The 24,064-nt window shown below is 69.7% G+C and carries 17 protein-coding genes and 1 tRNA gene; 9 read left to right on the top strand and 9 right to left on the bottom strand.

Annotated elements, in window-relative coordinates:
* Positions 1-172 precede the first annotated feature (172 nt).
* Positions 173-1,738 carry an FAD-dependent oxidoreductase gene (locus ACFXOO_RS07740; protein ID WP_394563267.1) on the bottom strand — a complete coding sequence of 522 codons (1,566 nt, stop codon included), beginning with the start codon at positions 1,736-1,738 and terminating at the stop codon, positions 173-175.
* 134 nt (positions 1,739-1,872) lie between these two features.
* On the opposite strand from ACFXOO_RS07740, the gene ACFXOO_RS07735 reads away from it, so the two are divergent.
* The 4 genes from ACFXOO_RS07735 (at position 1,873) to ACFXOO_RS07720 (ending at position 6,212) form a co-directional block, all read left to right on the top strand.
* Positions 1,873-2,547 carry a TetR family transcriptional regulator gene (locus ACFXOO_RS07735; protein ID WP_378841316.1) on the top strand — a complete coding sequence of 225 codons (675 nt, stop codon included), beginning with the start codon at positions 1,873-1,875 and terminating at the stop codon, positions 2,545-2,547.
* Positions 2,548-2,640: 93 nt separating this feature from the next.
* Positions 2,641-3,888 carry an acyl-CoA dehydrogenase family protein gene (locus tag ACFXOO_RS07730; RefSeq protein ID WP_378853470.1) on the top strand — a complete coding sequence of 416 codons (1,248 nt, stop codon included), beginning with the start codon at positions 2,641-2,643 and terminating at the stop codon, positions 3,886-3,888.
* 84 nt (positions 3,889-3,972) lie between these two features.
* Positions 3,973-5,133: an AI-2E family transporter gene (locus tag ACFXOO_RS07725; RefSeq protein ID WP_378853468.1), complete on the top strand. Its 1,161-nt coding sequence runs from the start codon at positions 3,973-3,975 to the stop codon at positions 5,131-5,133.
* A 38-nt stretch (positions 5,134-5,171) separates the two neighbouring features.
* The gene (locus ACFXOO_RS07720) at positions 5,172-6,212 is read left to right on the top strand and encodes an ATP-dependent DNA ligase (protein ID WP_378841323.1); all 1,041 of its coding nucleotides are present in this window, start codon (positions 5,172-5,174) and stop codon (positions 6,210-6,212) included.
* A 36-nt stretch (positions 6,213-6,248) separates the two neighbouring features.
* Here the strand turns inward: ACFXOO_RS07720 and ligD are convergent, their stop codons facing one another.
* The 3 genes from ligD to ACFXOO_RS07705 all read right to left on the bottom strand — a co-directional run bounded on the left by ligD (position 6,249) and on the right by ACFXOO_RS07705 (position 11,068).
* A complete protein-coding gene (gene ligD, locus ACFXOO_RS07715) occupies positions 6,249-7,271 on the bottom strand; it encodes a non-homologous end-joining DNA ligase (RefSeq protein WP_378853466.1) in 1,023 nt (340 codons plus the stop codon).
* A gap of 168 nt (positions 7,272-7,439) precedes the next feature.
* Positions 7,440-8,537 carry an SseB family protein gene (locus ACFXOO_RS07710; protein WP_378853464.1) on the bottom strand — a complete coding sequence of 366 codons (1,098 nt, stop codon included), beginning with the start codon at positions 8,535-8,537 and terminating at the stop codon, positions 7,440-7,442.
* A gap of 77 nt (positions 8,538-8,614) precedes the next feature.
* Positions 8,615-11,068, bottom strand: a complete 2,454-nt coding sequence (locus tag ACFXOO_RS07705; protein WP_378853462.1) for an ATP-dependent helicase — start codon at positions 11,066-11,068, stop codon at positions 8,615-8,617.
* Positions 11,069-11,155: 87 nt separating this feature from the next.
* Here ACFXOO_RS07705 and ACFXOO_RS07700 point away from each other — a divergent pair, with 87 nt between their 5' ends.
* Positions 11,156-11,551, top strand: a complete 396-nt coding sequence (locus tag ACFXOO_RS07700) for a YccF domain-containing protein (RefSeq protein ID WP_378841331.1) — start codon at positions 11,156-11,158, stop codon at positions 11,549-11,551.
* On the opposite strand, the gene ACFXOO_RS07695 is transcribed toward ACFXOO_RS07700, so the two are convergent.
* From ACFXOO_RS07695 to ACFXOO_RS07685, 3 genes are read right to left on the bottom strand one after another with little or no spacing between them, the layout of a single operon-like run.
* Positions 11,538-14,591: a hypothetical protein gene (locus ACFXOO_RS07695; protein ID WP_394563266.1), complete on the bottom strand. Its 3,054-nt coding sequence runs from the start codon at positions 14,589-14,591 to the stop codon at positions 11,538-11,540. The genes ACFXOO_RS07700 and ACFXOO_RS07695 overlap by 14 nt on opposite strands.
* Before the next feature lie 37 nt (positions 14,592-14,628).
* Positions 14,629-15,093 (bottom strand): universal stress protein, encoded by a 465-nt coding sequence (locus tag ACFXOO_RS07690; RefSeq protein WP_378841335.1) that lies wholly within the window; start codon positions 15,091-15,093, stop codon positions 14,629-14,631.
* 3 nt (positions 15,094-15,096) lie between these two features.
* A complete protein-coding gene (locus tag ACFXOO_RS07685; protein WP_378841337.1) occupies positions 15,097-16,563 on the bottom strand; it encodes an APC family permease in 1,467 nt (488 codons plus the stop codon).
* Between the two features lie 189 nt (positions 16,564-16,752).
* Between ACFXOO_RS07685 and ACFXOO_RS07680 the strand changes: the two genes are divergently transcribed.
* A tRNA-Met gene (locus ACFXOO_RS07680) sits at positions 16,753-16,825 on the top strand.
* A gap of 19 nt (positions 16,826-16,844) precedes the next feature.
* On the opposite strand, the gene ACFXOO_RS07675 is transcribed toward ACFXOO_RS07680, so the two are convergent.
* The gene (locus ACFXOO_RS07675) at positions 16,845-17,081 is read right to left on the bottom strand and encodes a hypothetical protein (protein ID WP_378853458.1); all 237 of its coding nucleotides are present in this window, start codon (positions 17,079-17,081) and stop codon (positions 16,845-16,847) included.
* A gap of 185 nt (positions 17,082-17,266) precedes the next feature.
* On the opposite strand from ACFXOO_RS07675, the gene ACFXOO_RS07670 reads away from it, so the two are divergent.
* The 3 genes from ACFXOO_RS07670 to ACFXOO_RS07660 are packed head-to-tail and all read left to right on the top strand — an operon-like array spanning position 17,267 to position 21,988.
* Positions 17,267-18,289, top strand: a complete 1,023-nt coding sequence (locus tag ACFXOO_RS07670; protein ID WP_378853456.1) for a 3-oxoacyl-ACP synthase III — start codon at positions 17,267-17,269, stop codon at positions 18,287-18,289.
* Positions 18,290-18,320: 31 nt separating this feature from the next.
* Positions 18,321-21,011, top strand: a complete 2,691-nt coding sequence (locus ACFXOO_RS07665) for an alpha/beta fold hydrolase (protein ID WP_378853454.1) — start codon at positions 18,321-18,323, stop codon at positions 21,009-21,011.
* Entirely contained in the window at positions 21,008-21,988 is a 981-nt protein-coding gene (locus tag ACFXOO_RS07660; protein WP_378853452.1) for an NAD-dependent epimerase/dehydratase family protein, read from the top strand. The genes ACFXOO_RS07665 and ACFXOO_RS07660 overlap by 4 nt, the downstream gene beginning before the upstream one ends.
* 2 nt (positions 21,989-21,990) lie before the next feature.
* On the opposite strand, the gene ACFXOO_RS07655 is transcribed toward ACFXOO_RS07660, so the two are convergent.
* Positions 21,991-23,976: an ABC1 kinase family protein gene (locus tag ACFXOO_RS07655; protein WP_378853450.1), complete on the bottom strand. Its 1,986-nt coding sequence runs from the start codon at positions 23,974-23,976 to the stop codon at positions 21,991-21,993.
* Positions 23,977-24,064 lie beyond the last annotated feature (88 nt).

Here is a 24,064-nt window from a genome sequence, read left to right as displayed (position 1 = left end):
CGCTGGGGCGACTGGTCGGGGAAGGCGCTCGGGGCGCCGGAAATGTCTCGATATCGAGATATCGGACCAATCCCCCAGCCTACTACTCCCGCCCGCGAGCCCCGAACGAGACCCGAGGGGAAGCCGGTCGGCTGTTCCCGCTGCGTGGGCGGGATGCCGCGACCTGCGCGTGTCAGATCGAGAAGGTCTCCACGTCGTCGGCCTCGATCGTCTCTCCGGTCGTCCGCGGCAGCCGCGCCAGATCGCAGACCGCGGGTCCCTCGATCCTCGTACCGTCCGCGGTGAAGCGCGATGCGTGCAGCGGACAGTCCCACGAGCGCTCGGCGTCGTTCCAGGCCAGCACCCCTCCCAGGTGCGGGCACACTGCGCTGACCGCGCGGGTGCGGCCGTCGACCGTCGAGATGCCGACCGGCCGGCCGGCGCGGTGGGCGACCACGCCCTCGCCCTCGGCGGGGCGCGCGACGGGCACCGCCGCACGTTGCGACTCGATCCACCCGGATGCCGCTTCCCAGCCGACCCGCATGTTCTCGAGTCCGCCGCGTCCGATATCGGCAGGCACCGTCATGCGTCGCGAGATCGTGGTCATCCAGTCAGGCCACTCGCTCCGCGGAACCCCGGTGATCTCAGCGGTCAGGCGCAGAGCGGCCGCCGGTCCGTTCGAGAGTCCCCACTTGTTGTACCCCGTCGCGAAGCGGATGCGCCCGAGGCCGCGGGGCATCGCGCCGACGAAAGGAATGAGGTCGTGCGATTCGTAGTCCTGCGCCGACCATTCGGCCACCGGCACGGCGCCGGGGAAGTGGCGTGCGGTCCAGTGGATGAGGTCGTCGAGGCGGCCTCGTTCGGAGAGCGTACGGCCGACCGGATACCCGTTCCCGCCGACGATGAGTCGCGCGGATCCGGCCGGGCCGTCCTGCGGCGTCACCGACCGGAGGGAACGTACCGGGCCGTCGACCGACAGGTACATGCCGTCGGGAACGTCGCCGGGCAGCTCGAACGCCACGGAGGAGGAACGGAGTCCATGCGTCTTGGCGAAGTACAGCCCTCGGTCGGTGATCGGCGTCGCGGTGGCGAGCACGATGTTCTCGGCGAATGCGGCTCCGCGGTCGGTCTCGATCCGGCCGTGGGGCAGAGCGCGCACCCGGGTGACGCGCGTGCGCGTGTGCAGGGTTCCCCCCGCGGCCAGGAACGCGCGGGCGATGGCCGTCGCCAGAGTCTGCGGATCGATCGCGACCTGGTCGTCGAGCGCCACCGCGTCGACCATCGGGAAGCCCAGGGGCGATGCCGCATCGGGGAAGACCCGCCTGACCTCCAGCCCTGCTTCGTGCGCCGCAGCAGCTTCGGCCTGCACCGTTCCGACGCCGTCGGCGGACTGCGCGTACGAGTAGGCGATCCGTCGCGTGTAGGGCACCCCCTCCGCATCGGCGAAGGCGGTGACCCACTCCGCACCGTCACGGTTCGAGTCGACGTAGGCGCGCACGAGCGACGCCGGGTGATGGCGTCTGAGCGTCGAGAGGACGCTTCCCTGCAGAAGGGACAGCTTGCCGGTGTTGGCACCGGTCGCCAGCTCCGCGACGTCTCCCGCCTCGACCACCGCGACGTCGAGGCCCGCCCGCGCGAGCAGCAGCCCCGTCACCAGGCCGGTGATGCCCGCACCGATCACGAGCGCGTCCCGTCGCGCATCCGGCTCGAACGGGGTACCGGCGACGGGCACGGCGTCCCTCTTCCAGAGAGGCTGCATGTGTGGCTGCATGAGTGCGAGTCCACTCCCTGCGACGGGTCACTGCAAACGGGTTGACAGCGCCGTCCGCCGTCTCCGTCCGAGCGCAGGGCCGCACCTGCGGACGGCCGATACCCCACCGGTAGGCTCGCGCCATGAGCGAGATCCCCTCCCCGTCCGCCGCCCGCACCGCGGTGGTCGCGGCCGCGATCGATCTCTTCGCCGAGAACGGCTTCGACCAGACGTCCGTCGAGCAGATCGCGCGGGCCGCCGGGGTGTCGCGCTCCACGTTCTTCCGCCAGTTCGGGGGCAAGGAGGACGTGGTCTTCGCCGATCACGAACTGCTGCTGGACCAGCTGCGCGACTACCTCGGCATGCCGCACGACAACCCGTGGGCAGCCGTCTGCGAAGCATCCGTGCAGGTCTTCTCGCACTTCGCGGCCGACCCGGAACTGGCACGCCACCGCTACCGCGTCGTCCGCCAGGTTCCCGCGCTCCGCGACCGCGAGATCGTGACCGTCTTCCGCTACGAGCGCCTCTTCGACGAGTACCTGCGGGAGGCGCTGCCCGGACTCGACCCCCTCGACGCCGTCGGCTTCGCGGCGCTGGTCACCGCCGTGCACAACCACGTGCTGCGCCAGTTGATCCGCAGCCCCAGGCGCGTCCCCCTCACGGTCCTGCGGCGTGCGCTCGACGACGCCATGCGGCGCTTCGGGGTGCACCCCGACGGTTCGCCCGCCGAGCCCGATGACATCGCCATCGCCGTCTTCCCGCGACGGATGCCGGCCGCCGAGGTCGCCCGCCAGCTTCGGGCACGCCTCGACAGCTGAGACCGGGTCTCACAAGACGCGGCACTCGATACCGCACCGGCGGTATCCTGGGGTCACGCCGACGACGACCGACCCGAGCACTCCAGGAGCATCATGAGCACTCCCCCGACCGCCGATTTCCGCGAACGCCCCGGCCAGCGGGTCGAGGGATACGACGTCACCGCCCGGCTGGGCACCGACTACTACCAGGTGTTCGCCGACATCCCCTCGACCGACCGCGAGGTGTGGGAGCGCGCACAGGCGTACGTCGACGAGGTCGGCCCGCTGATGCAGCGGGCGTGGGATGCCGCGGAGTATCCGATCGAGATCGCGATGCGGATGGGCGAGCTCGACCTCTTCAACGACGGCATCTCGCACCCCGAGCTGACGCCGTTCTCGCCCCTGGCGGCCGGGCTCGTGAACATGGAGATCTCTCGCGGCGACGGGTCGCTGGGTACGGTTGTGGCGGTGCAGGGCGGTCTCGCGCTGCGCACGCTCGCCCTGTTCGGAAGCGACGAGCAGCAGGCCCGCTGGCTCCGGCCCATCGCGCGCGGTGAGGTGCCCGCGGCTTTCGCGCTCACCGAACCCGACCACGGGTCGGACTCCGTGTCGCTCGAGACCGTCGCCCGGCGAGACGGCGATGGATGGGTGCTCGACGGAGCGAAGAAGTGGATCGGCAACGGCGCATCGGGCGGCGTCACATTCGTCTGGGCGCGGATCGACGATGAGCCCGCGCCCGAGCACGGCTCCGTGCGCTGCTTCCTCATCGAGCAGCAGACCCCGGGCTACACCGGCACCGTCATCACCGGCAAAGCGTCGCTCCGTGCCATCCACCAGGCGCACATCGTCCTGGACGGCGTGCGCGTCGGGGACGATGCGCTGCTCCCGGGCGCGCATTCCTTCAAGGACGCCTCCGTGGTGCTGTACTCCACCCGCTCCGGTGTCGCCTGGTCGGCGCTGGGCCACGCCACCGCCTGCTACGAGGCGTCGCTCGCCTACGCCCAGCAGCGCACCCAGTTCGGCCGACCGCTCGCGAAGTTCCAGATGGTGCAGGAGCGACTCGCTCAGATGCTCGAGGAGCTGACGGCCATGCAGCTCTTCTGCCGGCACCTTGCCGACCTGGAGGCATCGGGCGGTCTGCGTCCGACGCAGGCATCGCTGGCGAAGTACCACAACACGCGCGCTGCGCGCCGCATCGCCTCGACGGCGCGCGATCTGCTCGGCGGCAACGGCATCCTGCTCGAGAACGGCGTCATGCAGCACATGGCCGACATCGAGGCCATCCACACCTACGAGGGCACCGAGAGCGTGCAGGCGCTGCTCATCGGCCGCGACATCACGGGGATGAGCGCCTTCGTCTGAGCCTCCCGGGGGTGCGCATACGGCACCCGCGGTTCGACCGCAAGGCTCGAGTGGCGATCCGCGCGACCCCGGTACCCTCGACCCATGGGATTCTTCCGCTCAGATGAGCCGACGCGCGTTCGGCTCGAGGCCTCCGACCTCGAATTGAAAGCCGGACGCGCCCCCTGGAGTCTGTGGGCCGACGGCTTCGGCCGCCTGTCGGTGCGCGCGCTTCAGATCATCCTCGTGGTGGTGGTCGCCGCGGCGATCATCCTCGGCATCCAGCAGCTGACGGTCGTCACGATCCCGCTCACCCTCGCGCTCATCATCGCGTGCGCCTTCGCGCCGGTGATGTCGTGGATGCGACGGCGCGGTGTGCCGTCGATCCTCGCGACGATCGCCACACTGCTGGCGATCGCGGTCGTCCTCGGCGGCGTCGGCTGGCTCATCGTCGGCGCCGTGCGCAACCAGTGGGGCGATCTCGCGTCGCAGGCGCAGGAGGGCTTCCAGCACGTCATCGAGTGGGTGCAGACCCTCCCCTTCGCCCCGAGCAGCGATCAGCTTCAGGAGTGGACCGGCCAGCTCACCGACTTCCTCACGAGCTCCCAGTTCGGCTCGGGCGCCCTCGCGGGGGTCGGCGCCATCGCCAACTTCGTGACCGGTGCAGTGCTGCTCGTGGTCGTCCTCTTCTTCTTCCTGAAGGACGGACCGCAGATGTGGGAGTTCCTGCTGCGCCCCTTCCGCGGCGAGAACTACGAGCGCGCGCACCGCATCGGCGACAAGACGGTCACCGTCTTCGGTTCGTACCTGCGCGGCACCGCCGCCGTCGCCTTCGTGGACGCCGTCGGCATCCTCATCGGTCTTCTCATCCTGCAGGTGCCGCTCGCGATCCCTCTCGCCGTGCTCGTCTTCCTCCTGGCGTTCATCCCGATCGTGGGTGCAACCCTGGCCGGCATCCTGGCCGCGCTCGTCGCCCTGGTCTCCAACGGACTCGTCAACGCCCTCTTCGTGGTCGGCGTCGTCGTCCTCGTCAACCAGCTCGAGGGAAACTTCCTCCAGCCCGTCCTGATGGGCCGGTCGATGAAGCTGCACGCCTTCGTCATCCTGGTCGCCCTGACAGTCGGCACGGTTCTCGGCGGCATCGTCGGCGCCGTGCTCGCTGTGCCGATCACGGCCGCTGCCTGGGGCGTGATCCAGGTCTGGGACGGCCCGAACAAGCCCGTCCGCTGGGCCCGCCCGAAGAAGAAGGAACTGGCCAAGGCGTAGCCGATGCGGGTGTCGCCCGTCGGAGGCAGGATGGACCCATGCCCTACGAGATCCCCGCGCCGATGCTCGCCAAGGCCGTGCCCGCCATCCCCGACCCGAAGAAATCTCCGGGCGGACTGAGCTTCGAACCGAAGTGGGACGGCTTCCGCGCGCTCATATCCTGGGATGGCGCCGACGTCGAGATCGGCAGCCGTGGCGCCAAGCCGCTCACCCGCTACTTCCCCGAACTGGTCGACGCCTTCTCGCGGCTCCTGCCTCGGCCCTGCCTGCTCGACGGCGAGATCGTGGTGGCGCTCGGCGATCCGCAGCGGCTGCAGTGGGATGCACTGACGCAGCGAATCCACCCCGCAGCATCCCGCGTGAAGAGACTCGCCGAAGAGACCCCGGCCATGTTCATCGCGTTCGATCTGCTCGCGCTCGGCGACGAGGATCTGCAGGACGCCCCGTTCCGCGAGCGGCGGGAGCGGCTCGAAGCGCTCATGACAGACGTGCCGCATCCGCTGCACATGACGCGGACGACGACCGATCCTGCTCTGGCCGAGCGGTGGCTCGCCGAGTTCGAGGGCGCCGGCCTCGACGGCGTGGTGGCCAAGCCGCTCGATCTGCCGTACGCGCCGAACAAGCGCGCCATGTTCAAGATCAAGCACGCGCGCACCGCCGACGTGGTCGCCCTCGGGTACCGCATCCACAAGTCCGGCGCAGGCGTCGGCTCGCTGCTGGTCGGTCTGCATACGAAGGACGGCGAACTGCACAACGTCGGAGCGGTCTCGGCATTCAGCGACGCCCGCCGGCTCGAGCTCATCGACGAACTCGCCCCACTGGTCGAGACGGATGCCGCAGGCAACACGCTCACGGGGGACGGTGAGAAGTCCCGCTTCTCCGCCGCGGGCCGCGACTCCTCGTTCGTGCGCCTGCGCCCCGAGCGCGTCCTCGAGGTGCGGTACGACCAGCTCGAGGGACACCGGTTCCGCCACACGGTGCAGTTCGACCGCTGGCGACCCGATCGGGATGCCGCGTCCTGCCGCTTCGATCAGCTCGAGTCGGTCTCGGCCTACGACCTCGGCGACGTCCTGGACTGACCGTCTGCGCGACGACGGGGCGTCGGCGGACAGGTCTCAGCCGTCCTTCTTCGCCCGGCTGGGCTGCACGCGCGGCGGCTCTCCGGGCATCTTCGGGAACTCCGGCGGGAACGGGAGTTCGCCCAGACCGTCGTCGAGGTCTCGCTGCCACCATCCCAGCAGCGTGTCGATGCGACCCGGCGACGTTGCGATCTCCGCCCAGGGGTCCCCCACCGTCGCGAGTCGCTCCGGCACCGACCGGATGGTGAAAGTGGTCGGGTCGACGTCGACCAGCTCGTCCCACCCGATGGGGGTCGAGACGGTCGCGGCGGCGAGCGCGCGAGGGCTGTACGCCCCGGCCATCGTCCGATCCCGATTGGCCTGGTTGAAGTCGATGAAGATGCGTTCGCCGCGCTCCTCCTTCCACCAGTTCATGGTCACCAGATCCGGCATCCGACGTTCCAGCTCGCGTCCCGCGGCGATGACCGCGTGACGCACGTCGAGGAACTCGTGGGTCGGCTCGATCGGGCAGAAGACGTGCAGCCCGCGGTTGCCGCTCGTCTTGATCCACGCCTCCAGACCCGCTTCGCGGAGCACGTCTCGCAGAGCCGGGGCGACGGCCGCGGCATCCGCGAAGTCCGTCCCGGGTTGCGGGTCGAGGTCGATTCGGAGCTCCACGGGGTTGTCGGTGTCACCGGCGAGCGAAGCCCACGGGTGGAAGACGAGCGTGTTCATCTGCGCCGCCCAGACGACGGCGGCAGGCTCCGTGAGGACGAGCTGCGGATGCCTGCGCCCACTGTTGTAGGTCACGGTGACCGCCTCGACGTACGCGGGGGCCCCCTTGGGCGGATTCTTCGAGAAGAAGCTGTCGCCGTCGACGCCGTCGCCGAACCGCTCCAGCGACACCGGCCGGTTTCCGTTGGCGGCGAGGAACGGACCCGACACCGCGACGAAGTACTCCGCGAGCTCGAGCTTGGTGATGCCCGGCTCGGGCCAGATCACGCGGCTCGGGCTCGAGAGCCTGACCTCTCTGTCGCCGTCGGGCCCGGGCACGGTCAGCATCGTGAACTCGCTCGCCATGGTCTCGACACTAGGGCCGGTGAGCGCGATGCGGCACCCGCACGCTCATGCCGGGCGATGAGCATGCTGCCTTCGACGGTGGCTCGCGTCGGTGGCGAACCCTCCCCGCGAGCACCGAGGTCGACGGGAACAGGCGAATCGGGGGTGGGACCCTCTTCCTCGACCGCCTCAGCCCGCGAGGGCGATGACCGGCAGCAGGTCATCGCGCTGCAGACGGATCCACGGTCCGGCCGGGTCGACGAGCAGCCCCGAGATGCCCTCGTCGGACTTCAGTGCCCCACCGAGCTGGGCGGCGGTCACCGGCAGCGGCGAGTCGGACCGGCCCAGTGCCACGATCTCGAGGGGGTGTGAGAACACTTCGAGGTAGCGATCCCCCTCAGGTGTGCGCGACTCGGCGATGCCGAATGCGTCACTGCCCTCGGGCTTCCCCGCCGCGATCCACAACTTGGCCGTGGGGAGGGCGGCGACGATCTCGCTCGCGGTCGCCTCCGTGCGGGGTGCTGCCAGGATCGACTTGACGGTCAGCTCGGGGTCGGCCTCGTCGACGGCGCGCTGCAGCAGCTGACGCGGCAACAGCACGCGCCCGGGCACCGACGCGTGGTCGAGGATCATGCCGGCGAAAGGACCGTCCAGGACGTGCCGGATGACGGCGAGCACCGGCTGCCCCATCGCCGACGTGTCGGTCTGGCCGTCGGCGCGCACGCTTGCCTGCAGCGGCTCGCCACCGCTGAAGACGAGCACGAACTGCGCGTCGCCCTGCGTCGCGATCGCGAGGGGAAGGTCCTGGCCTTCCGCCAGCAGAGTCCGGGCGTCGCCGTGCACGCGGAGGAAGACGCTGCCCTGCAGCAACTGGCGCGCGACATTCGCCACGTCGGGGGGCGCCGGGGTGTCGGACAGCGCGGCGAGGGCCTGCCTCAGCAGTGCGTTGTCACGCAGCCCCGGGACGGTCTCCTTCGCTTCGGGAGCCTCCGCCGGCGCGAGTGTGCGCGGGGTCGCCTGTGCGGGTCGGGGCGCGGGCGTCGACGGCGCCGCGGGTGTCTCGGCCGGAGCCGCCCCCACACCCTGGAAGGACGACATCGAGATCCCGACGGTGGGAAGATCCTCCGTCGGGGTGGCGACGGATGCCTCGCCTCCACCGGCACCACCGGTGAGCGGTGATTCCGTAGCCGGCGTGGCGGCGGCATCCGTCTCGGTGGCCTCCGACCCGTTCGAGTCGGGCGTCGTTGCCTGGTCGGCGGCGCGCTTTCCGCGCGAGAAGAGTGCCATGAACCGAGCCTAACCCGGCGCACGGAACGCGCTCCCGTCGCCCGCGCCCATCGACGCCCGGCACCGGGCGAAGCCGTCTACAGCTTCTCGATGGGTGCGATCTTGATGAGAAGCTTCTTCGGCCCGACCTTGTCGAACCGCACGTGCGCCACGCGCTTCGCTCCGTCGCCGGTGACGGCGTCGACCTTGCCGTCGCCGAAGTCCTCGTGACGGATGCGGTCGCCCGACGCCAGCTCGAGATCTCCGTTGTCTCGTACCCTCGCGGGCACACGGTTCGGGAAGCGGTCGATCGACGTCGAGGTGGGCACGAGCGCCTCACCGTACCGCGAGCCGCTCGAACCTCCGCCGCCCGGCCTCCGGGCGTTCAGCGCGCGCGACTGCGTACCGCCGCGGGAGTTGACGTCGCCCGGCGACTGCCGCCAGTCGATGATGTCGACCGGGATCTCCTGGAGGAAACGACTCGGCATGGCCACCGTCACCTCGCCGAACTGGGCGCGCGTCATGGCCAGCGACAGGTAGAGGCGCTGGCGGGCGCGCGTGATGCCGACGTAGAAGAGCCGGCGCTCCTCCTGCGGCCCGCCGGGCTCGCCCGCCGAGATGCGGTGCGGGATGAGATCCTCCTCGACTCCGGTGAGGAACACGACGTCGTACTCGAGTCCCTTCGCGGTGTGCAGGGTCATCAGCGACACCGAGCCCGACGCATCTTCGAGGTCGTCGGCATCCGAGACCAGCGCGACCTCGGTGAGGAAGTCGATGATCGTGCCCTCGGGGTTGTTCCGGGCGAACTCGCGCGTCACCGCGATGAGCTCGTCGAGGTTCTCGAGGCGCGCTTCGTCCTGCGGGTCCTTGCTGCGCCGCAGCGCATCGAAGTAGCCGCTCTTGTTCAGCAGCACGGTGAGCCCTTCGGCCACGGAGGTGGCGGGGGCGAGTTCGCCCGAGGGCGGCAGCATGATCGCGGCCGCCTCCACGAGTACTGCGTCCAGCTGGGCGATGGCCGCCTGGATCTTCGGCCCCACGCCCAGGGCGGAGGAATTGGCGAGCGCGTCTCGGAACGTGATGCCCTCGTCTGCGGCGTAGCGGGCGATGGCGGTCTCGGTGACGTCGCCGATGCCGCGCCTCGGCTTGTTGAGGATGCGACGTACGGCCATCTCGTCGGCCGGGTTGGCGATCGCGACGAGGTACGCCATCGCGTCCTTGATCTCGGCGCGCTCGTAGAACTTGGTGCCGCCCATGATCTTGTACGAGATCGCCGAGCGGATGAAGATCTCCTCCAGCGCGCGGGACTGGGAGTTCGTGCGGTAGAAGACGGCGATGGCGGAATAGGCCACTCCGGTCTTGCGGAGCTTCTCGATCTCGTCGGCGATGAACTGCGCCTCGTCGTGCTGCGAGTAGCCGGTGAACCCGACGATCTTCTCGCCCGCGCCGACGTCGGTCCACAGCTTCTTGTCTTTGCGGTCGAAGTTGTGGGAGATCACCGCGTTGGCCGCGCTGAGGATGTTCTGCGTAGACCGGTAGTTCTGCTCGAGGAGCACGACCTTCGCCCCCGGGTAGTCCCGCTCGAACTCGGTGATGTTCCGGATGTCGGCGCCACGGAACGCGTAGATCGACTGGTCGGAGTCGCCGACGACGGTGAGTGATGCCGCGGCGTCCTCGCCTCCCGGGTCAGGCTCGGGTTCGAAGATCATCATTCCGCCGGCCGCCTCGAAGGGCTTCGCGTCCGACCCCGGTGCTCGGGTGAGCTCGTGGATCAGCGCGTACTGCGCGTGGTTGGTGTCCTGGTACTCGTCCACCAGGATGTGACGGAAGCGCCGTCGATAGACGTCCGCCACGTGCGGGAACGCGCGGAACAGGAAGACGGTCTGGGCGATGAGGTCGTCGAAGTCGAACGCGTTGGCCCGTTGGAGAGCTCGCTGGTACTCGGCGAAGACCTCGACGAACACCCGCTCGGCGGGGTCCTCCATGTTCGCCGAGCGCGCGTACGCCTCGGCATCCGACAGCTCGTTCTTGAGTTTCGAGATGCGGCTCTGCACGCCGCCCGGAGTGAGACCGAAGGCATCCGCCTCGTGCTCTTTCACCAGGCGCTTGATGAGCGCGCGCGAGTCGCCCGAATCGTAGATCGTGAACGACCTGGTGAACCCGAACTGCTCTGCTTCACGGCGCAGGATGCGCACGCACGCGGAGTGGAACGTCGAGATCCACATGCCCTGGGCGCGGTCGCCGATGAGCTGGTGCACGCGGTCGCGCATCTCGCCCGCGGCCTTGTTCGTGAACGTGATCGCCAGGATCTGGCTGGGCCACGCCTCTTTCGTGCGCAGCAGACTCGCGACCCGGCGGGTCAGCACGCTCGTCTTGCCCGAGCCCGCCCCCGCCACGATCAGCAGAGCAGGGCCGCGGTAGGTGACGGCGGCCCGCTGCGGCGCGTTCAGCCCGGCGAGCAGGTCTTCGTCAGGACGTGCGGATGCCGCGGCCGGCCCCCCACCGAGGGGACCATGATCGCCGCCGACGACGAGGGGCGTGGAGGCTTCGGTCATAACCACGCAAGTCTACGCGGGGGTGCCGACAGTGCTGCCGTGGGGGTGAGGGGCGTTCTCGCAGGAGCGATGCTCCAGGATGGGCGTATGCGCACCGTCCTGAACGTCATCTGGCTGGTCCTGTCGGGCTTCTGGATGTTCCTCGCCTACATGCTCGCCGGCGTCATCCTGTGCATCCCGATCATCACGATCCCGTGGGCGATCGCATCGTTCCGCATCGGGCGCTACGCCCTCTGGCCGTTCGGCCAGACGATCGTGTCGAAGTCGACGGCCGGCGTCGGATCCTTCCTCGGCAACGTGATCTGGGTCGTCCTCGCGGGGATCTGGCTGGCGATCGGCCACATCCTGACGGGTGTGGCGATGTGCATCACGATCATCGGCATCCCCTTGGGCATCGCCAGCTTCAAGCTCGTGCCGATCTCGCTCATGCCGCTGGGCAAGGAGATCGTGTCGGGAACCCGCGGCGGGGTCACCGTCCCCTGAGCCGAGGCTCTTCGCCTCGATCGCTGCGCCGACCGACGACGCCAGACGAATCGGCCCGGCCGGTCAGCGCCATCGCCAGGCCCACCGCGCAGATGAACCCCCCGAGGGCTGCGGCCCACCCGGCGCTCGACGCGGGGATCTCGAGGTACGTCGTGATACCCAGGATCCGCGCGAGTCCCCACGGGAGCAGCCCCATCTGGTCGTTCCAGACCGTCAATGCCGGCTCCAGCCCGATCACGGCCACGATCGCCGCGGGAACGGCCAGCCCCGCGCCGACGGCGGCGAGCACCGAGCCGGTCGCGCGACGCGCGCCCACCTGAGACGAGTACGCCCAGCCGGCGGCGACGAACGTCCAGAGGAACGCGGCGACGGCGAGCGATACGTACGCGGTGCGACGGGCCGGGTCGGTCCAGAACCCGAACCAGTAGCCCCCCGGCCCGGTGAACGACAGGGCGAGCAGGGTCAGGATGCACCGCAGCATCGTGACTCCAGCGACCGCCGTGATGACCGGCCACGCCGATCGCCCCCGCAGCAGCAGGAGCATCGTCACGACGAAGACCAGCCACGCGCCGAGCGTGAGGAGCAGATGTGCGGGTGCGAGGAACGAGGTCTGCACGCCGCGGGTCGCGACCAGCAGTGCACCGGGGACGATGATGGCGAGCCCGCGATCGAGGGGACGCATACCCAGCGTCGATTCCCGAGCCCGCCACGGACGTGTCGAGGCGAGCCAGGTGGCTCGGGCCGCTCCCGCACCGGGTCGTCCGACCAGTCTCGTACGCGCGGAGAGCATCCCGATGACCACCCAGGCGAGCGCGAAGACCAGCAGGATGCGGGCCGACCACGACATCGCCAGGTCGCGGTCTGCGCGATCGACGCCCAGCGTCGCGGCGGTGAGGTTCCACGCCGGGTGGGCGACATCACCCTCGTACGAGGCCAGATGTGCCGCGGCCTGGGCGACGTACTCGTCGCGAGCCCCCTGCCATCGCGCGTACGACTCCGCAGATCCGTCGTCGTGCCATTGGGCCTGGCGCAGGAACATCGTGCGGTAGGTCGAGAGCAGCCGGAGGGTGTCGACCTCGTACTCCAGCGCAGCGGTGAACGCAGCCCTGATCCCGGGGTCCCGCCAGGTCGCGGCATCCGTCGCCTGAACACCGTCGCGCATGCCCTCGGCCGTCGCGACGGCCTGCTCACCGAGCTCGATGGCCTCGTCGGTGCGGTCGCCGACGATGGAGTACATCGTGTCGGGGGTCGCTGAATCCCCGGTCAGGATGTCCCATTCGAACAGCCACATCTGCGGCGGCGGTTCCAGGCCGACGGCGAACACGCGGTTCTCGGCGAAGGGCTGCAGGTACAGGCCCTGCCTGATCGCGTCGCGCGACGACGCCATCGCCCGGACGATCGCGTCCACCGTGGCAGGGTCTTCCGAGAAGTATCTTCGCGCCCATCCTTGTGTGATCTCGTCCAGGTCGGCGGCGGGATCCCGGGCGAGCGCCGCCGCGGTCAGGGTGTTGTGCTCGGAGAGCTGCCAGAACCCGGTCTTGAGGTAGAGCGACATCGGCCCGGCTCGCCACGGTCCGCCGTCCTGGGTCCAGGTCCACACGCCCTCGATGCGGGGGTTCTCCGCGAGCAGGCTCTGCAGCGCCCCCTGCAGCTCGGGTCCGAGGTCGTTCGGGAAAGCCCCGAAGCCCTCGAATTCGCGCCGCGCCTGGAACTCGATGATGCGCCGCTGATCGCCGATCTCCAACGTGTTGTTCAGGGGCAGCCAGCTGTAGAAATCCCCCAGCGTGTACTTCGTCGAGACGATGAGCCGCGGCGACGACACCGTCTCGAACACCGCGTCGTACGAGACCGGGTCGGTGTGCATGTCGCCGACGTCCCCGATGCCGACGCTCCACGTGCGGAAGATCACTTCGCGATCGGATGCCTCGGCCCCGGCGAGGAATGCGTCGAGCATGGTCTGCACGGCGGAGACGCTGCGGACGGCGAGCGCGGAGTAGTAGTCCCACCCGGGTTCCTGGTAGATGCTGCCGCCCTCGCCGACGCGGATCAGCACGCCGGAGAGACCGGGCTGCTGCTCGTACAGCTGCTCCAGTGCCGAGGTGTAGACGCTCCAGAGCTCGGGGTTCGAGGTGTCGGCCGAACCGAACCGCGCGTCGAAGTAGTCGGAGAGCTGCGGAGTGAGTGCCAGCATGTCGGTGCGCAGGTACACCTTGACGCCCAGTTCGCGCGCTCGATCCCAGAACGGGGAGAACGCCTTCACGAGCGCCTCAGCGCGAGCGATGTGCTCGTCGCCCTCGGCGTACACGCCGCCCCCGGGAGCACCGGCGAACGTCACGTATTCGATGAAGCCCGGCCATGCGACGGCGTTGTATCCGAGCGCGACGCTGTGCCGGAGGAAATCGTCCCACTCCGCGTAGTCCGCCTCGAGTGCCCTCTCGTCGATGTACGGCGCGGCGGGGAGGTACGCGTCCTCGAAGGCGCCGGACGCGTGCGAGTAGTTCGTGCCCGACTCCCATTCGGCCGGATCGGCGGCGACACCGACGGCGCCGAGATCGACCATCCGGAGCGGGAGCTTCGAGGTGACCGACTCCCCCAGATGCTCGACGATGGGCCGGCCGGCGCGGATCTGTGCGGCGATGTCGTAGATGCCGCGGACGGCACCCGTCTCGCTCGTTGCCTCGATGCGCAGCGCGTCGGACGTGCCCGTGAGCGTATATCCGTCGTCTGCGTCACTTCCTCCGCCGGCGGTCACTGTGAGCGTGGCGACGCCGGTCGTCGAGCCCGCCGATGCCGTGGCATCCGTCAGCTCTTCGATCGCGAGACGTGTCCGCACACCCTCCGGCGCGTCCACCGTGAGCCGCGGAGGGGAGACCGCGGATGCCGCAGCCGAGGGCGGCACCGCCGCCGACGACATCTGCGGAGCAGGTTCGGACCGGATGCCCAGCGCGTCGCCGATGACGAAAGACACGCCGGCGCCCAGAACGACGAGCACCAGGAACGTGACGGCGACGACGATCCCTCGTCGCGCCGCCGATGCCATGGACAGATCCTAGGGCCGCGGGCGCGCCGCGCCCACGTCAGGCCAGCGCGCGCTCGCTGTGCGGCGTGGGGCGGCAGACGAGCACCGGGCACGGCGCCGAGTGCTGCACGCGGGAGGCTGTGCTGCCGAGGAGGATCGTGCGCGTCAGCCCGCGGCTTCCCGCCGCCATCGAGATGAGGTCGGCGTCGAGGTCTTCCGCAGCGCGGATGATCTCCTGCGCCGGCGACCCGCTGCGCACCTGCTTGTGGATCTTCGGACCCCAGCCGTCGAACTCCGCGGCCACGGTGTCGACGGCGACCTCGGCATCCGCGGAGTAGCTGACGTCGGAGATCTTCGACGAGCGGGCCGGTCCGATCTCATTCGCGAAGGGGGCGGCGGCGTACGGGCTCACGACCGCGATGACGGTGACGTCCGTGATCTCGCGGGAGTCGGCGATCCACTTGAACTGGCGTGCGGCGACGAGCGATGAGAGCGATCCGTCGGTGGCGACGATGACGTGCATGGTTCAGAGCTCCTTGCTCGCGATGACATCGGGGTCGCCGGGCTGGGCGCCGTCGGGCCGGAGGCGTTTCTTGCCGAAGAACTTCTCGAGCAGGTACAGCACGAGACCCAGGGCCAGCAGCCCCGCGACCCACAGAAGCGACTCGGGGTCGTCGATCAGCGTGTAGGCGAGGACGGCCAGGTTGCCGACGATGCCGAAGAACAGCAGCGGCGTGTTCGCCCGGTAGGTCTCGGGCCCCTCGTCCTTGCCCCGCAGTTTGAGGCACGCGACGATCACGAGCGCGTAGATGAAGAGGAGGAACACCACGGTGATGGTGGCGAGACGATCGACGACATCGAGCTGTTCATCTGCCGGCAGCCCCGACTGACTCGACTTGATCGCCGCGCCGATCAGCAGCAGCGCGGCCACGACCAGTCCGCCGAAGATGAGCGCGACATAGGGGCTGCGACGCACCGGGTGCACTTTGGCGAACACGGCCGGCACGACGTCGGCACGCGCCATCCCGTAGAGGATCCGCGACTGCGCGACCACCGTGACCAGCGCGGTGTTGCTGATCGCGATCATGGCGATGATGCCGAAGACGACCAGCATGATCGACGCGGGGATGAAAAAGAGGTCGGCGCGGATCACCTCCAGCAGGGTGTTGCCCGCCAGGGTCTCGATCGGCACCGCGAGCGCAGCGGCCATCGAGACGAGCACGTAGACGACTCCGGCCGTCATCATGCCGCCGATGAGGGCGCGCGGGAATGCCTTGGAGGGATCGATCGTCTCCTCGGCGACGTTCGCGGCGTTCTCGAAGCCGGTCATGGCGAAGAAGGCCAGGGAGACTCCCGCGAGGATCGCGAGGATCTCGGACCCGCCCCCGCCCGAGACGCTGAACTGCAGGAGGACCGACGGGTCGTTCACGCCCTCGACGAGGGCGATGACCCCGATGATCACGACGATGACGAGGCCGCTGAGCTCGATGAAGGTCATCACGACGTTCGCGACCACCGACTCGGTGATGCCGATGAGGTTGATGACCGTGATGAGCGCGACGAACGCGACGGCGATTCCCGCGCTGGCCCACACCGCGTCTTCGGGAATTCCCACGAGTCCGCTGAAGTAGCGCACGAAGCCGGAGGCGAGCGAGCCGACCGCGGCCATGTTGGCCGACAGCATGCAGATGGTGATGAAGAACGTGAGGATGGGGCTGCGGAACGCCTTGTTGATGTACAGGGAGGCGCCGGCGGCCTGCGGGTACTTGGTGACGAGCTCCGCGTACGCGAGGCCGGTGACCGTGGCGATCGCGACGCCGACGAGGAACGCCATCCAGAAGGCACCACCCACCGCCGCGGCGACGAGGCCGACGAGCACGTAGATGCCCGACCCCAGGACGTCGCCGACGACGTAGAAGTAGAGCTGCTTTCCCGTGATCGAGCGTTTCAGCTCGCTGCGCTGGGGGGCGTCTTGTGCCGCATCGGTTGCCATGAGCAGACGTTACGCCCCCTATGTGTCGCCTATGTTGCGATTGTGAACCATCGCCGCTCAATCGTGACCGAGGCGTCGGCTCCTCCCCGACCACCACACCGTCCGGATGCCGCGGCACACGGCGTCATGTTCTGCAACGCTCCGTCACACGGGCGTGGCTGTCGGTCGCCGGAGATAGCGTCGAGTCATCGCGGCGATCCGGGCGGTCCCGGGCTCCGGCTCATACCCGGCAGCGTGGCGGGTTCGACTCCCGCCGTCGCGTCTGATCTGTTCGCGCCGACTCAGTCGGAGAACTCGCCCGCGACGATGGCGTCGGCGTACTTGCGGACGTCCGGGCCGGGCTCGTAATCGATGAAGCGGCCTTTCATACGGCTGTTGATCTCGGCGAAGGCCTCGTCGGACGACAGCTCGCCGCCGTTCTGCGCGATGTCGAGAACGGCTTCTCGCAGAACCCGGTCGGAGTCCTGGAGGATCTTTTCGCGCGCGGCATCATTCCAGCGAATCTCTGAAGCATTCATGTCGGCGACGCTAAGCCGGATGAGTCGGCCTCACCGGGGGGTTGCGTCCGAACCATCAGTGTGCTGAGGCCAGGAAACGGCGCGTGCGATATCACAGTGCGGCCTCGCATCGGCGACCACAGGACGAAGGCGTAAGGTGGATCCCTTGATATCGCGAGCCCCGTGGCTCGTTCGACGGAGGTTTCGTGGCCGGAAATGCGACCACTCGTTATGGCAACGTCTCCCTGTTGTCGGTTGCGAGCACTTTACCCAGCAGGGTGACGACGTCCATCGACATCGAGCAGCGTCTTTCGGCTGCTCTGGCCCGTCTCAAACTCCCCGGCGCGCTGCTCGAGCGGGTGGCCGGCGTGCTCGAACGCCGCAACTGGGCCGCGGGCGAGTCGTCCGATGAAGCCACCGTCTCGGCGGGCCGACGAGCTCTCGCCGAAGCGGGCGTCGACCCCTCGGAGGTCGGGCTGCTGATCAACACCTCCGTCACCCGCAAGCACCTCGAGCCCTCCGTCGCCGTGCGCCTGCACCACGGACTCGGACTGCCGAGTTCAGCCATCAACTTCGATGTGGCGAACGCGTGCCTCGGGTTCGTGAGCGGCATGAGTCTCGCGGCGAGCATGATCGATTCGGGACAGATCCGCTACGCCGTGGTCGTCAACGGCGAAGACGCCGATGACATCCAGGTCAACACGATCGAGCGGCTCCTCCATGAGGACGTCGACCGCGACGGCTTCATGAGCGAGTTCGCCTCCCTCACGCTCGGCTCCGGCTCGGCCGCGGCCGTGCTCGGCCGCACCGACGAGCACCCCGACGGTCATCGCATCCTGGGCGGGGTCACTCGTGCCGCCACCCAGTTCCACGAACTGTGCGTCGGCAGCGTCGACGGCATGTTCACCGACGCCAAGGCCCTGCTGAAGGGCGGGCTCGACCTCGTCGTATCGGCGTGGAGGGAAGCGTCCACCGAGTGGAACTGGTCGTCGATGGACCGCTACATCACCCACCAGGTCTCTTCGGTGCACACCAACGCCATCGTGAAGGCGGCGAAGCTCGACCGCAGCCGCGTGCCCACGACGTTCCCGAAGTTCGGCAACGTCGGACCGGCCTCCATTCCGATCACGCTCGTGGAGGAGCAGGCGACACTGCGTCGCGGAGACCGCGTGCTGCTCATGGGCGTGGGGTCGGGTCTGAACACGGCGATGATGGAGCTCGCGTGGTGACCCGGCATCCGGCGGCGCGAGCAACGTCGTGATGGCGAAAGCCTCACTTCCACCGAAAGACCTCCCCGAGCTCGATCCCCGGTTCAGCCGTACCCTGCGCGTCCCCGTGGGCGGCGATCGTGATGCGAGCCACGAGTGGCACTACCTGGATAACCGCGATGCACTCGCGGAACGCGGCATCCCGGTCACCGGCACGATCCTCGCGGTCCACGGGAACCCCACCTGGTCCTACCTCTGGCGGAGGCTGGTCGCCGGATCGGTGGACACCGCGCAGGCCGGCGCCCCTGCGTGGCGCGTGATCGCCGTCGACCAGCTCGACATGGGCTTCTCCGAGCGCGTCTCGGTCACCGGGGGCGCTCACCGCACGCTCGCCCAGCGCGTGCGCGACCTGGCCGCCTTCACCGACGAACTCGGCATCGAGGGGCCGGTCGTCACGCTCGGCCATGACTGGGGCGGCGTCGTCTCCCTCGGCTGGGCCGTCGACCATCCCGACCTGCTGGCCGGCGTCCTTCTGCTGAACACCGCCGTCCACCACCCCGACGGCGTCCCCATCCCGGCGCCGCTGCGTCTGGCCGGCGCCCGCGGGATGCTGTCGGCGTCGACCGTCCGGAGCACGGCCTTCCTCGACACCACCCTGGCGCTGGCCTCACCCGCGCTCGCACCCGCGGTGAAGGACGCGTACCGCGCTCCCTACCGGACGGCGCGACGCCGCCAGGGCATCGGCGGATTCGTCGCGGACATCCCGGTCGGGCCCGGTCACGAGAGCTTCGCCGAGCTCGAACGCATCTCGGCCGGCGTCGCCGCACTGACGGTGCCGGCACTGTTCCTCTGGGGACCGCGCGACCCGATCTTCGGCGACCGCTACCTCGACGACCTGATCGGGCGGATGCCGCATGCCGACGTCCACCGATTCGAAGGCGCGGGTCACCTCCTGGCCGAAGACCGCCCGTACCAGGAGACGGTGCTCACCTGGCTGGACGACAACGCCGACCGCCTGACGCACGCCGACGTCTCCTCGCCCGAAGACGGTCACGGCGAAGAAGCAGGTGAAGGGCAGGAAGAGGCATCCTTCACCCCTCTGTGGCGGCGACTCGACGATCGACGCGAGGACGACGACGCCGCCGTGATCGACATGGCGACCGGAGCCGGTCGGGCGCCGCGGCGTGTGAGCTGGCGCCGGCTCGACGACCGGGTGCGACGCATCGCCTCGGGTCTCACGCGCATCGGAGTGCGCCCGGGTGACCGCGTCTCACTCCTCGTCCCTCCCGGCCCCACCCTGACCGCCGTGGTCTACGCCTGCCTGCGGATCGGTGCGGTCGTCGTGGTGGCCGACGCCGGTCTCGGGGTCCGTGGCCTCACCCGCGCCGTGCGCGGAGCCCGGCCCGACTTCCTCATCGGCGAGACGCGTGGTCTTGCGGCCGCGCGCGCGCTCGGCTGGCCGGGCGTCCGGATCGCCGCCGAGGGGTTGTCCGCGCCCGTCCGCGCCGCCCTGGGAGTGTCGCACAGCCTCGGTGAGGTCGCCGCGCTGGGCGATCCCGACGAGATCCTGCCCGCACCCGGACCGCGAGACACGGCGGCCATCCTCTTCACGTCGGGGTCGACCGGTCCGGCGAAGGGCGTGGTGTACACCCATGCGCAGCTGTCTGCACTGCGGGACGTGCTCGCGGCGCACTTCGACATCGCCGCCGACACGGGCCTCGTGACGGGCTTCGCCCCCTTCGCGCTCCTGGGGCCGGCGCTCGGCACCCGTTCGGTCACCCCCGACATGGATGTCTCCTCTCCGCGCACACTCACCGCTGCCGCCGTCGCCGCGGCGGTCCGCGCATCCGACGCGCGGATCGTGTTCCTCTCCCCCGCGGCGATCCTGAACGTCGTCGCGACCGCCGGGGAGCTGACGGCCGGCGACCGGGAAGCCCTGGGTGGCGTCCAGACGTTCCTGTCGACGGGGGCGCCGATCGGCCGTTCGCTTCTCGAATCCTCGGGCGAGCTCATGCCGAACGCGACAGCCCACACGCCGTACGGCATGACCGAGTGCCTCCTGCTGACGGACATCACCCTCGGCGGCATCCGATCCGCCGCCACCGAGCCCGACGACGGTGTGTGCGTGGGTACTCCCATCGGATCGAACCGAGTCCTCGTCAGTGCGCTGGACCACGATGGACGCGCGACCGGCTCCCCCCACGCCGGTCCCGGCGTGCTCGGAGAGATCGTCGTCTCGGCTCGACACCTGAAGACCGGGTACGACCGTCTGTGGGCCACCGACCGCGCCGCCGAGCGCGACACACCGCAGACTCGGTCACCCGATGAACGGTGGCACCGCACGGGCGACGTCGGTCACCTCGACGACCGAGGCCGCCTCTGGGTGGAGGGACGCCTGCCGCATGTCATCGTGACCGCGACCGGGCCGGTCGCCCCGGTCGGCGCCGAGCAGGACATCGAGACCGTCCCGGCGGTCCGCCGCGCGGCGATCGTCGGCATCGGGCCACGAGGGCTTCAGCAGGTCGTCGCCATCGTCGAAACCGTGCCGCCGTCCGCTCGGGCGGCACTCGCCGGCCCGGAGCTTGCGGCGGAGATCCGCGCGAGCACGCCGTTGCCGCTCGCGGCGGTGCTGGTCGTCCCCCGGCTGCCCACCGACATCCGGCACAACTCGAAGATCGACCGCTCGCGCCTCGCGAGGTGGGCCGAGGGGATTCTCGCCGGCCGGAAGCCGACGGCGCCGTGATCGTGCTCGTGACCGGGGCATCCGGGTTCCTCGGGCGCGCCGTCGCCGCAGAGCTCGTGGGCGCCGGACACGAGGTGCGCACGATGCAGCGCCGGCCATCCCGTGTCACGGGCGCGACCGATGTGCTCGGCTCCCTCACCGACGACGACCTCGTCGCCCGCGCCGTGGACGGCGCCGAGGGCGTCGTCCACCTGGCTGCCAAGGTCTCGCTCGCGGGCGCTCCCCGCGAGTTCACCGCCGTGAACGTGGACGGGACGCGGTCTCTGCTGGATGCCGCCGAGCGCGCAGGCGTCACCCGCTTCGTGCAGGTTTCCTCACCCTCCGTCGCTCACACGGGTTCTGCGATCGCCGGCGCCGGCGCCGACCCGGCAGACCCGGTTCGCGCGCGGGGCGACTACGCGCGCACGAAGGCCGAGGCCGAGCTCCTCAGCCTCGCGCGGGATTCGACGGCGATGCACGTGGTCGCCGTCCGTCCCCACCTGGTGTGGGGCCCGGGCGACACGCAGCTCGTCGACCGCATCGTCGATCGTGCACGGCGGGGGCGGCTGCCCCTCTTGAACGGAGGCACCGCGCTGATCGACAGCACCTACGTCGACAATGCCGCCTCCGGTATCGTCGCCGCTCTGCACCGAGCGCACGACGCCCACGGCCGCGCGTTCGTCCTGACGAACGGTGAGCCGCGCCCGGTCGGCGACCTTCTCGCGGGCATCTGCCTCGCGGCAGGGGTACGGCCGCCGCGATGGAGTGTGCCCGCCGGGCTCGGCCGGGCCGCAGGCTCGCTCATCGAGCGCGCCTGGGCGCTCCGGCCCGGCGCCGACGAGCCGCCGATGACCCGCTTCCTGGCCGAGCAGCTGTCGACCGCCCACTGGTTCGATCAGACCGAGACGCGACGGGCGCTGGCCTGGACACCCGAGGTGTCGATCGACGAGGGTCTCCGGCGCCTCGCGGCGAGTTACGGCGGCACCCGTCGCGCCTGAGGTCAGCGGCGCTTGAGCGCCGTGCGGAGGCTCCGCAGGACCAGCAGCAGACCACCCAATCCGACCAGGCTGCCGAGCAGGGAGAACGCCCCGACGTCGTCCGTCACGAGCGGTCCGCCGCCGTCGACACTGAGTACCACCCCGATGATGACGAGGCTGATGCCGATCGCCGTGGTCGTCACCCGACCGAGCAGCCCATCGATCCACCCGCGCTCATCAGGGCTCTCGAGACTGCGCAGCCGCACCGACAGGGTGCCTTCGTCGAGGGCCCGCGTGACGTTCTCCACCCGACGGGGCAGCCGCAGCATCTGCTCGGTGAGGAGCGACGACCACGTCTGCGCCGTCAGCATGACGCCCCGCGGCGAGATGAGCGACCGAGCGATCCCCGGTGCGATCTCGAGGGCGCGCGAGACCATGTCGTAGTCGGGCACGAGCTTGCGCAGGGTCCCCTCAAGCGAGGCGAGCGTGCGGAACACCAGCAGCAGCGAGGGCGGCAGCGCCAGCCGGTTTCTGCGCAGCACGTCCAGCAGCAGCCGGAAGATGTTGTCCTCCGTCGCCGAGTTGTGCAGCCGCGTGAGGATCACACCGAGGTCGCGCTGCAGCGTCACCGCGTCGAAGTCCTCCGACGGCGGACCGCAGATGAGCAGGACGATGTCGGTCACCGCGATGTCGTCCTCGTTGGCCATGCCGATGAGGAGGGGAAGCAGCAGTCGCCGCATGCTGGCCTCGAGGACGCCGACCGCGCCGAAGTCGATCAGCGTCACGGTGCCGCGGGTCGCGCCACCCGCTCCGTCCCCGTCGGCCCCGGCGTCGAGGATGACGTTGCCCGGGTGCAGATCGGCGTGGAAGATGCCCCGCACCACGACCTGCTCGACGATGGCATCCAGCAGCGCATTGGCGACGTCCGTCGCCTCCTCCGGCGTCAACGCCCCCGGCCGCACATTGCTGAGGGGCGTGCCCACCACGCGTTCCTGCACGATCATCTGAGGCGTGGAGTACTCGCCGAACACCCGCGGGATACGCAGCCGTGACGATCCGGAGGCCGCGACGGTCGCACTGAGCATCTTGCTGTTGCCGACCTCGATGCGGTAGTCCAGCTCCTCCCGCAGGCCCCGCGAGAACTCCTCGACGAGGGCATGCGCACCGTAGTCGCGCGCCCACTCCATCCGACGTTCGACGTCCCTCGCGAGGCGGTCGAGGATGTCGAGATCGGTCGTCACCTGCGCGCGCGCCCGAGGGCGCTGGATCTTCACCACGACCTCTTCGCCGCTGATCAGTCGTGCGGCATGGACCTGGGCGACGGATGCCGCGGCCAGCGGCGTCGGATCGATCTCGGCGAACACCTCTCCGATCGGCCTGCCGAGCTGATGCACGATCGCCGCCTCGGCCTCGGACCACGGGATCGGCGTGGAATCCATCTGCAGGGTCGAGAGCGCCGCGATCAGCGGAGGCGGCAGCACGTCTTCGCGCGAGGAGAGAACCTGACCGAGCTTCACGAAGGTAACCCCCGCCTCGTTCATGGCGGACACCAGCGCCGCCGGGAGCTCACCCTCGTTCCCCCTCCGACGGCTCTCGTAGAACGTCAGCCCGTGTCGCGAGCCGATCGCGACGATCTGCGCGTAGCGCCGTGCGCGGTCCCGCCGGCGAAGCGCCTCGCGGACGACGGTGATCGGGTTGCGCCAGCGGCGCGACGGCCACAGGAACTCGAGCGTGAGCACCACGATGAACACCGCGGCGAGCATCCACCCGACGGTGAGCGCGACGACGCCGAGTGCCACCGGCCCCGACACGACGAAGCGGCCGTCACGGTACACGTCCGCCTCGGTGAGCGACCACACGGCGGCCGGCGAGGCGAGCGCGAAGACCACCAGCGCCGTCAGCGACGCGCGGATCCAGCCGACCTCGTCATCGAGCAGGCGCCGCACGATCCACGCCGCGACGAGGGAGAAGACCAGGACGACGATCGTGAACAGGAGCCAGCTCGGCATGAGGGGATTCTGTCAGGTCTCGCTCGTGCGCACGTCGAGCGGACCGTGCGCCGAGCGGATGCTGCGCTCTATGCTCATCGAAAACGAC

Source organism: Microbacterium sp. P03 (assembly GCF_043556235.1).
Taxonomy (GTDB): domain Bacteria; phylum Actinomycetota; class Actinomycetes; order Actinomycetales; family Microbacteriaceae; genus Microbacterium.
This window is presented reverse-complemented; position numbering and strand designations above follow the sequence as displayed.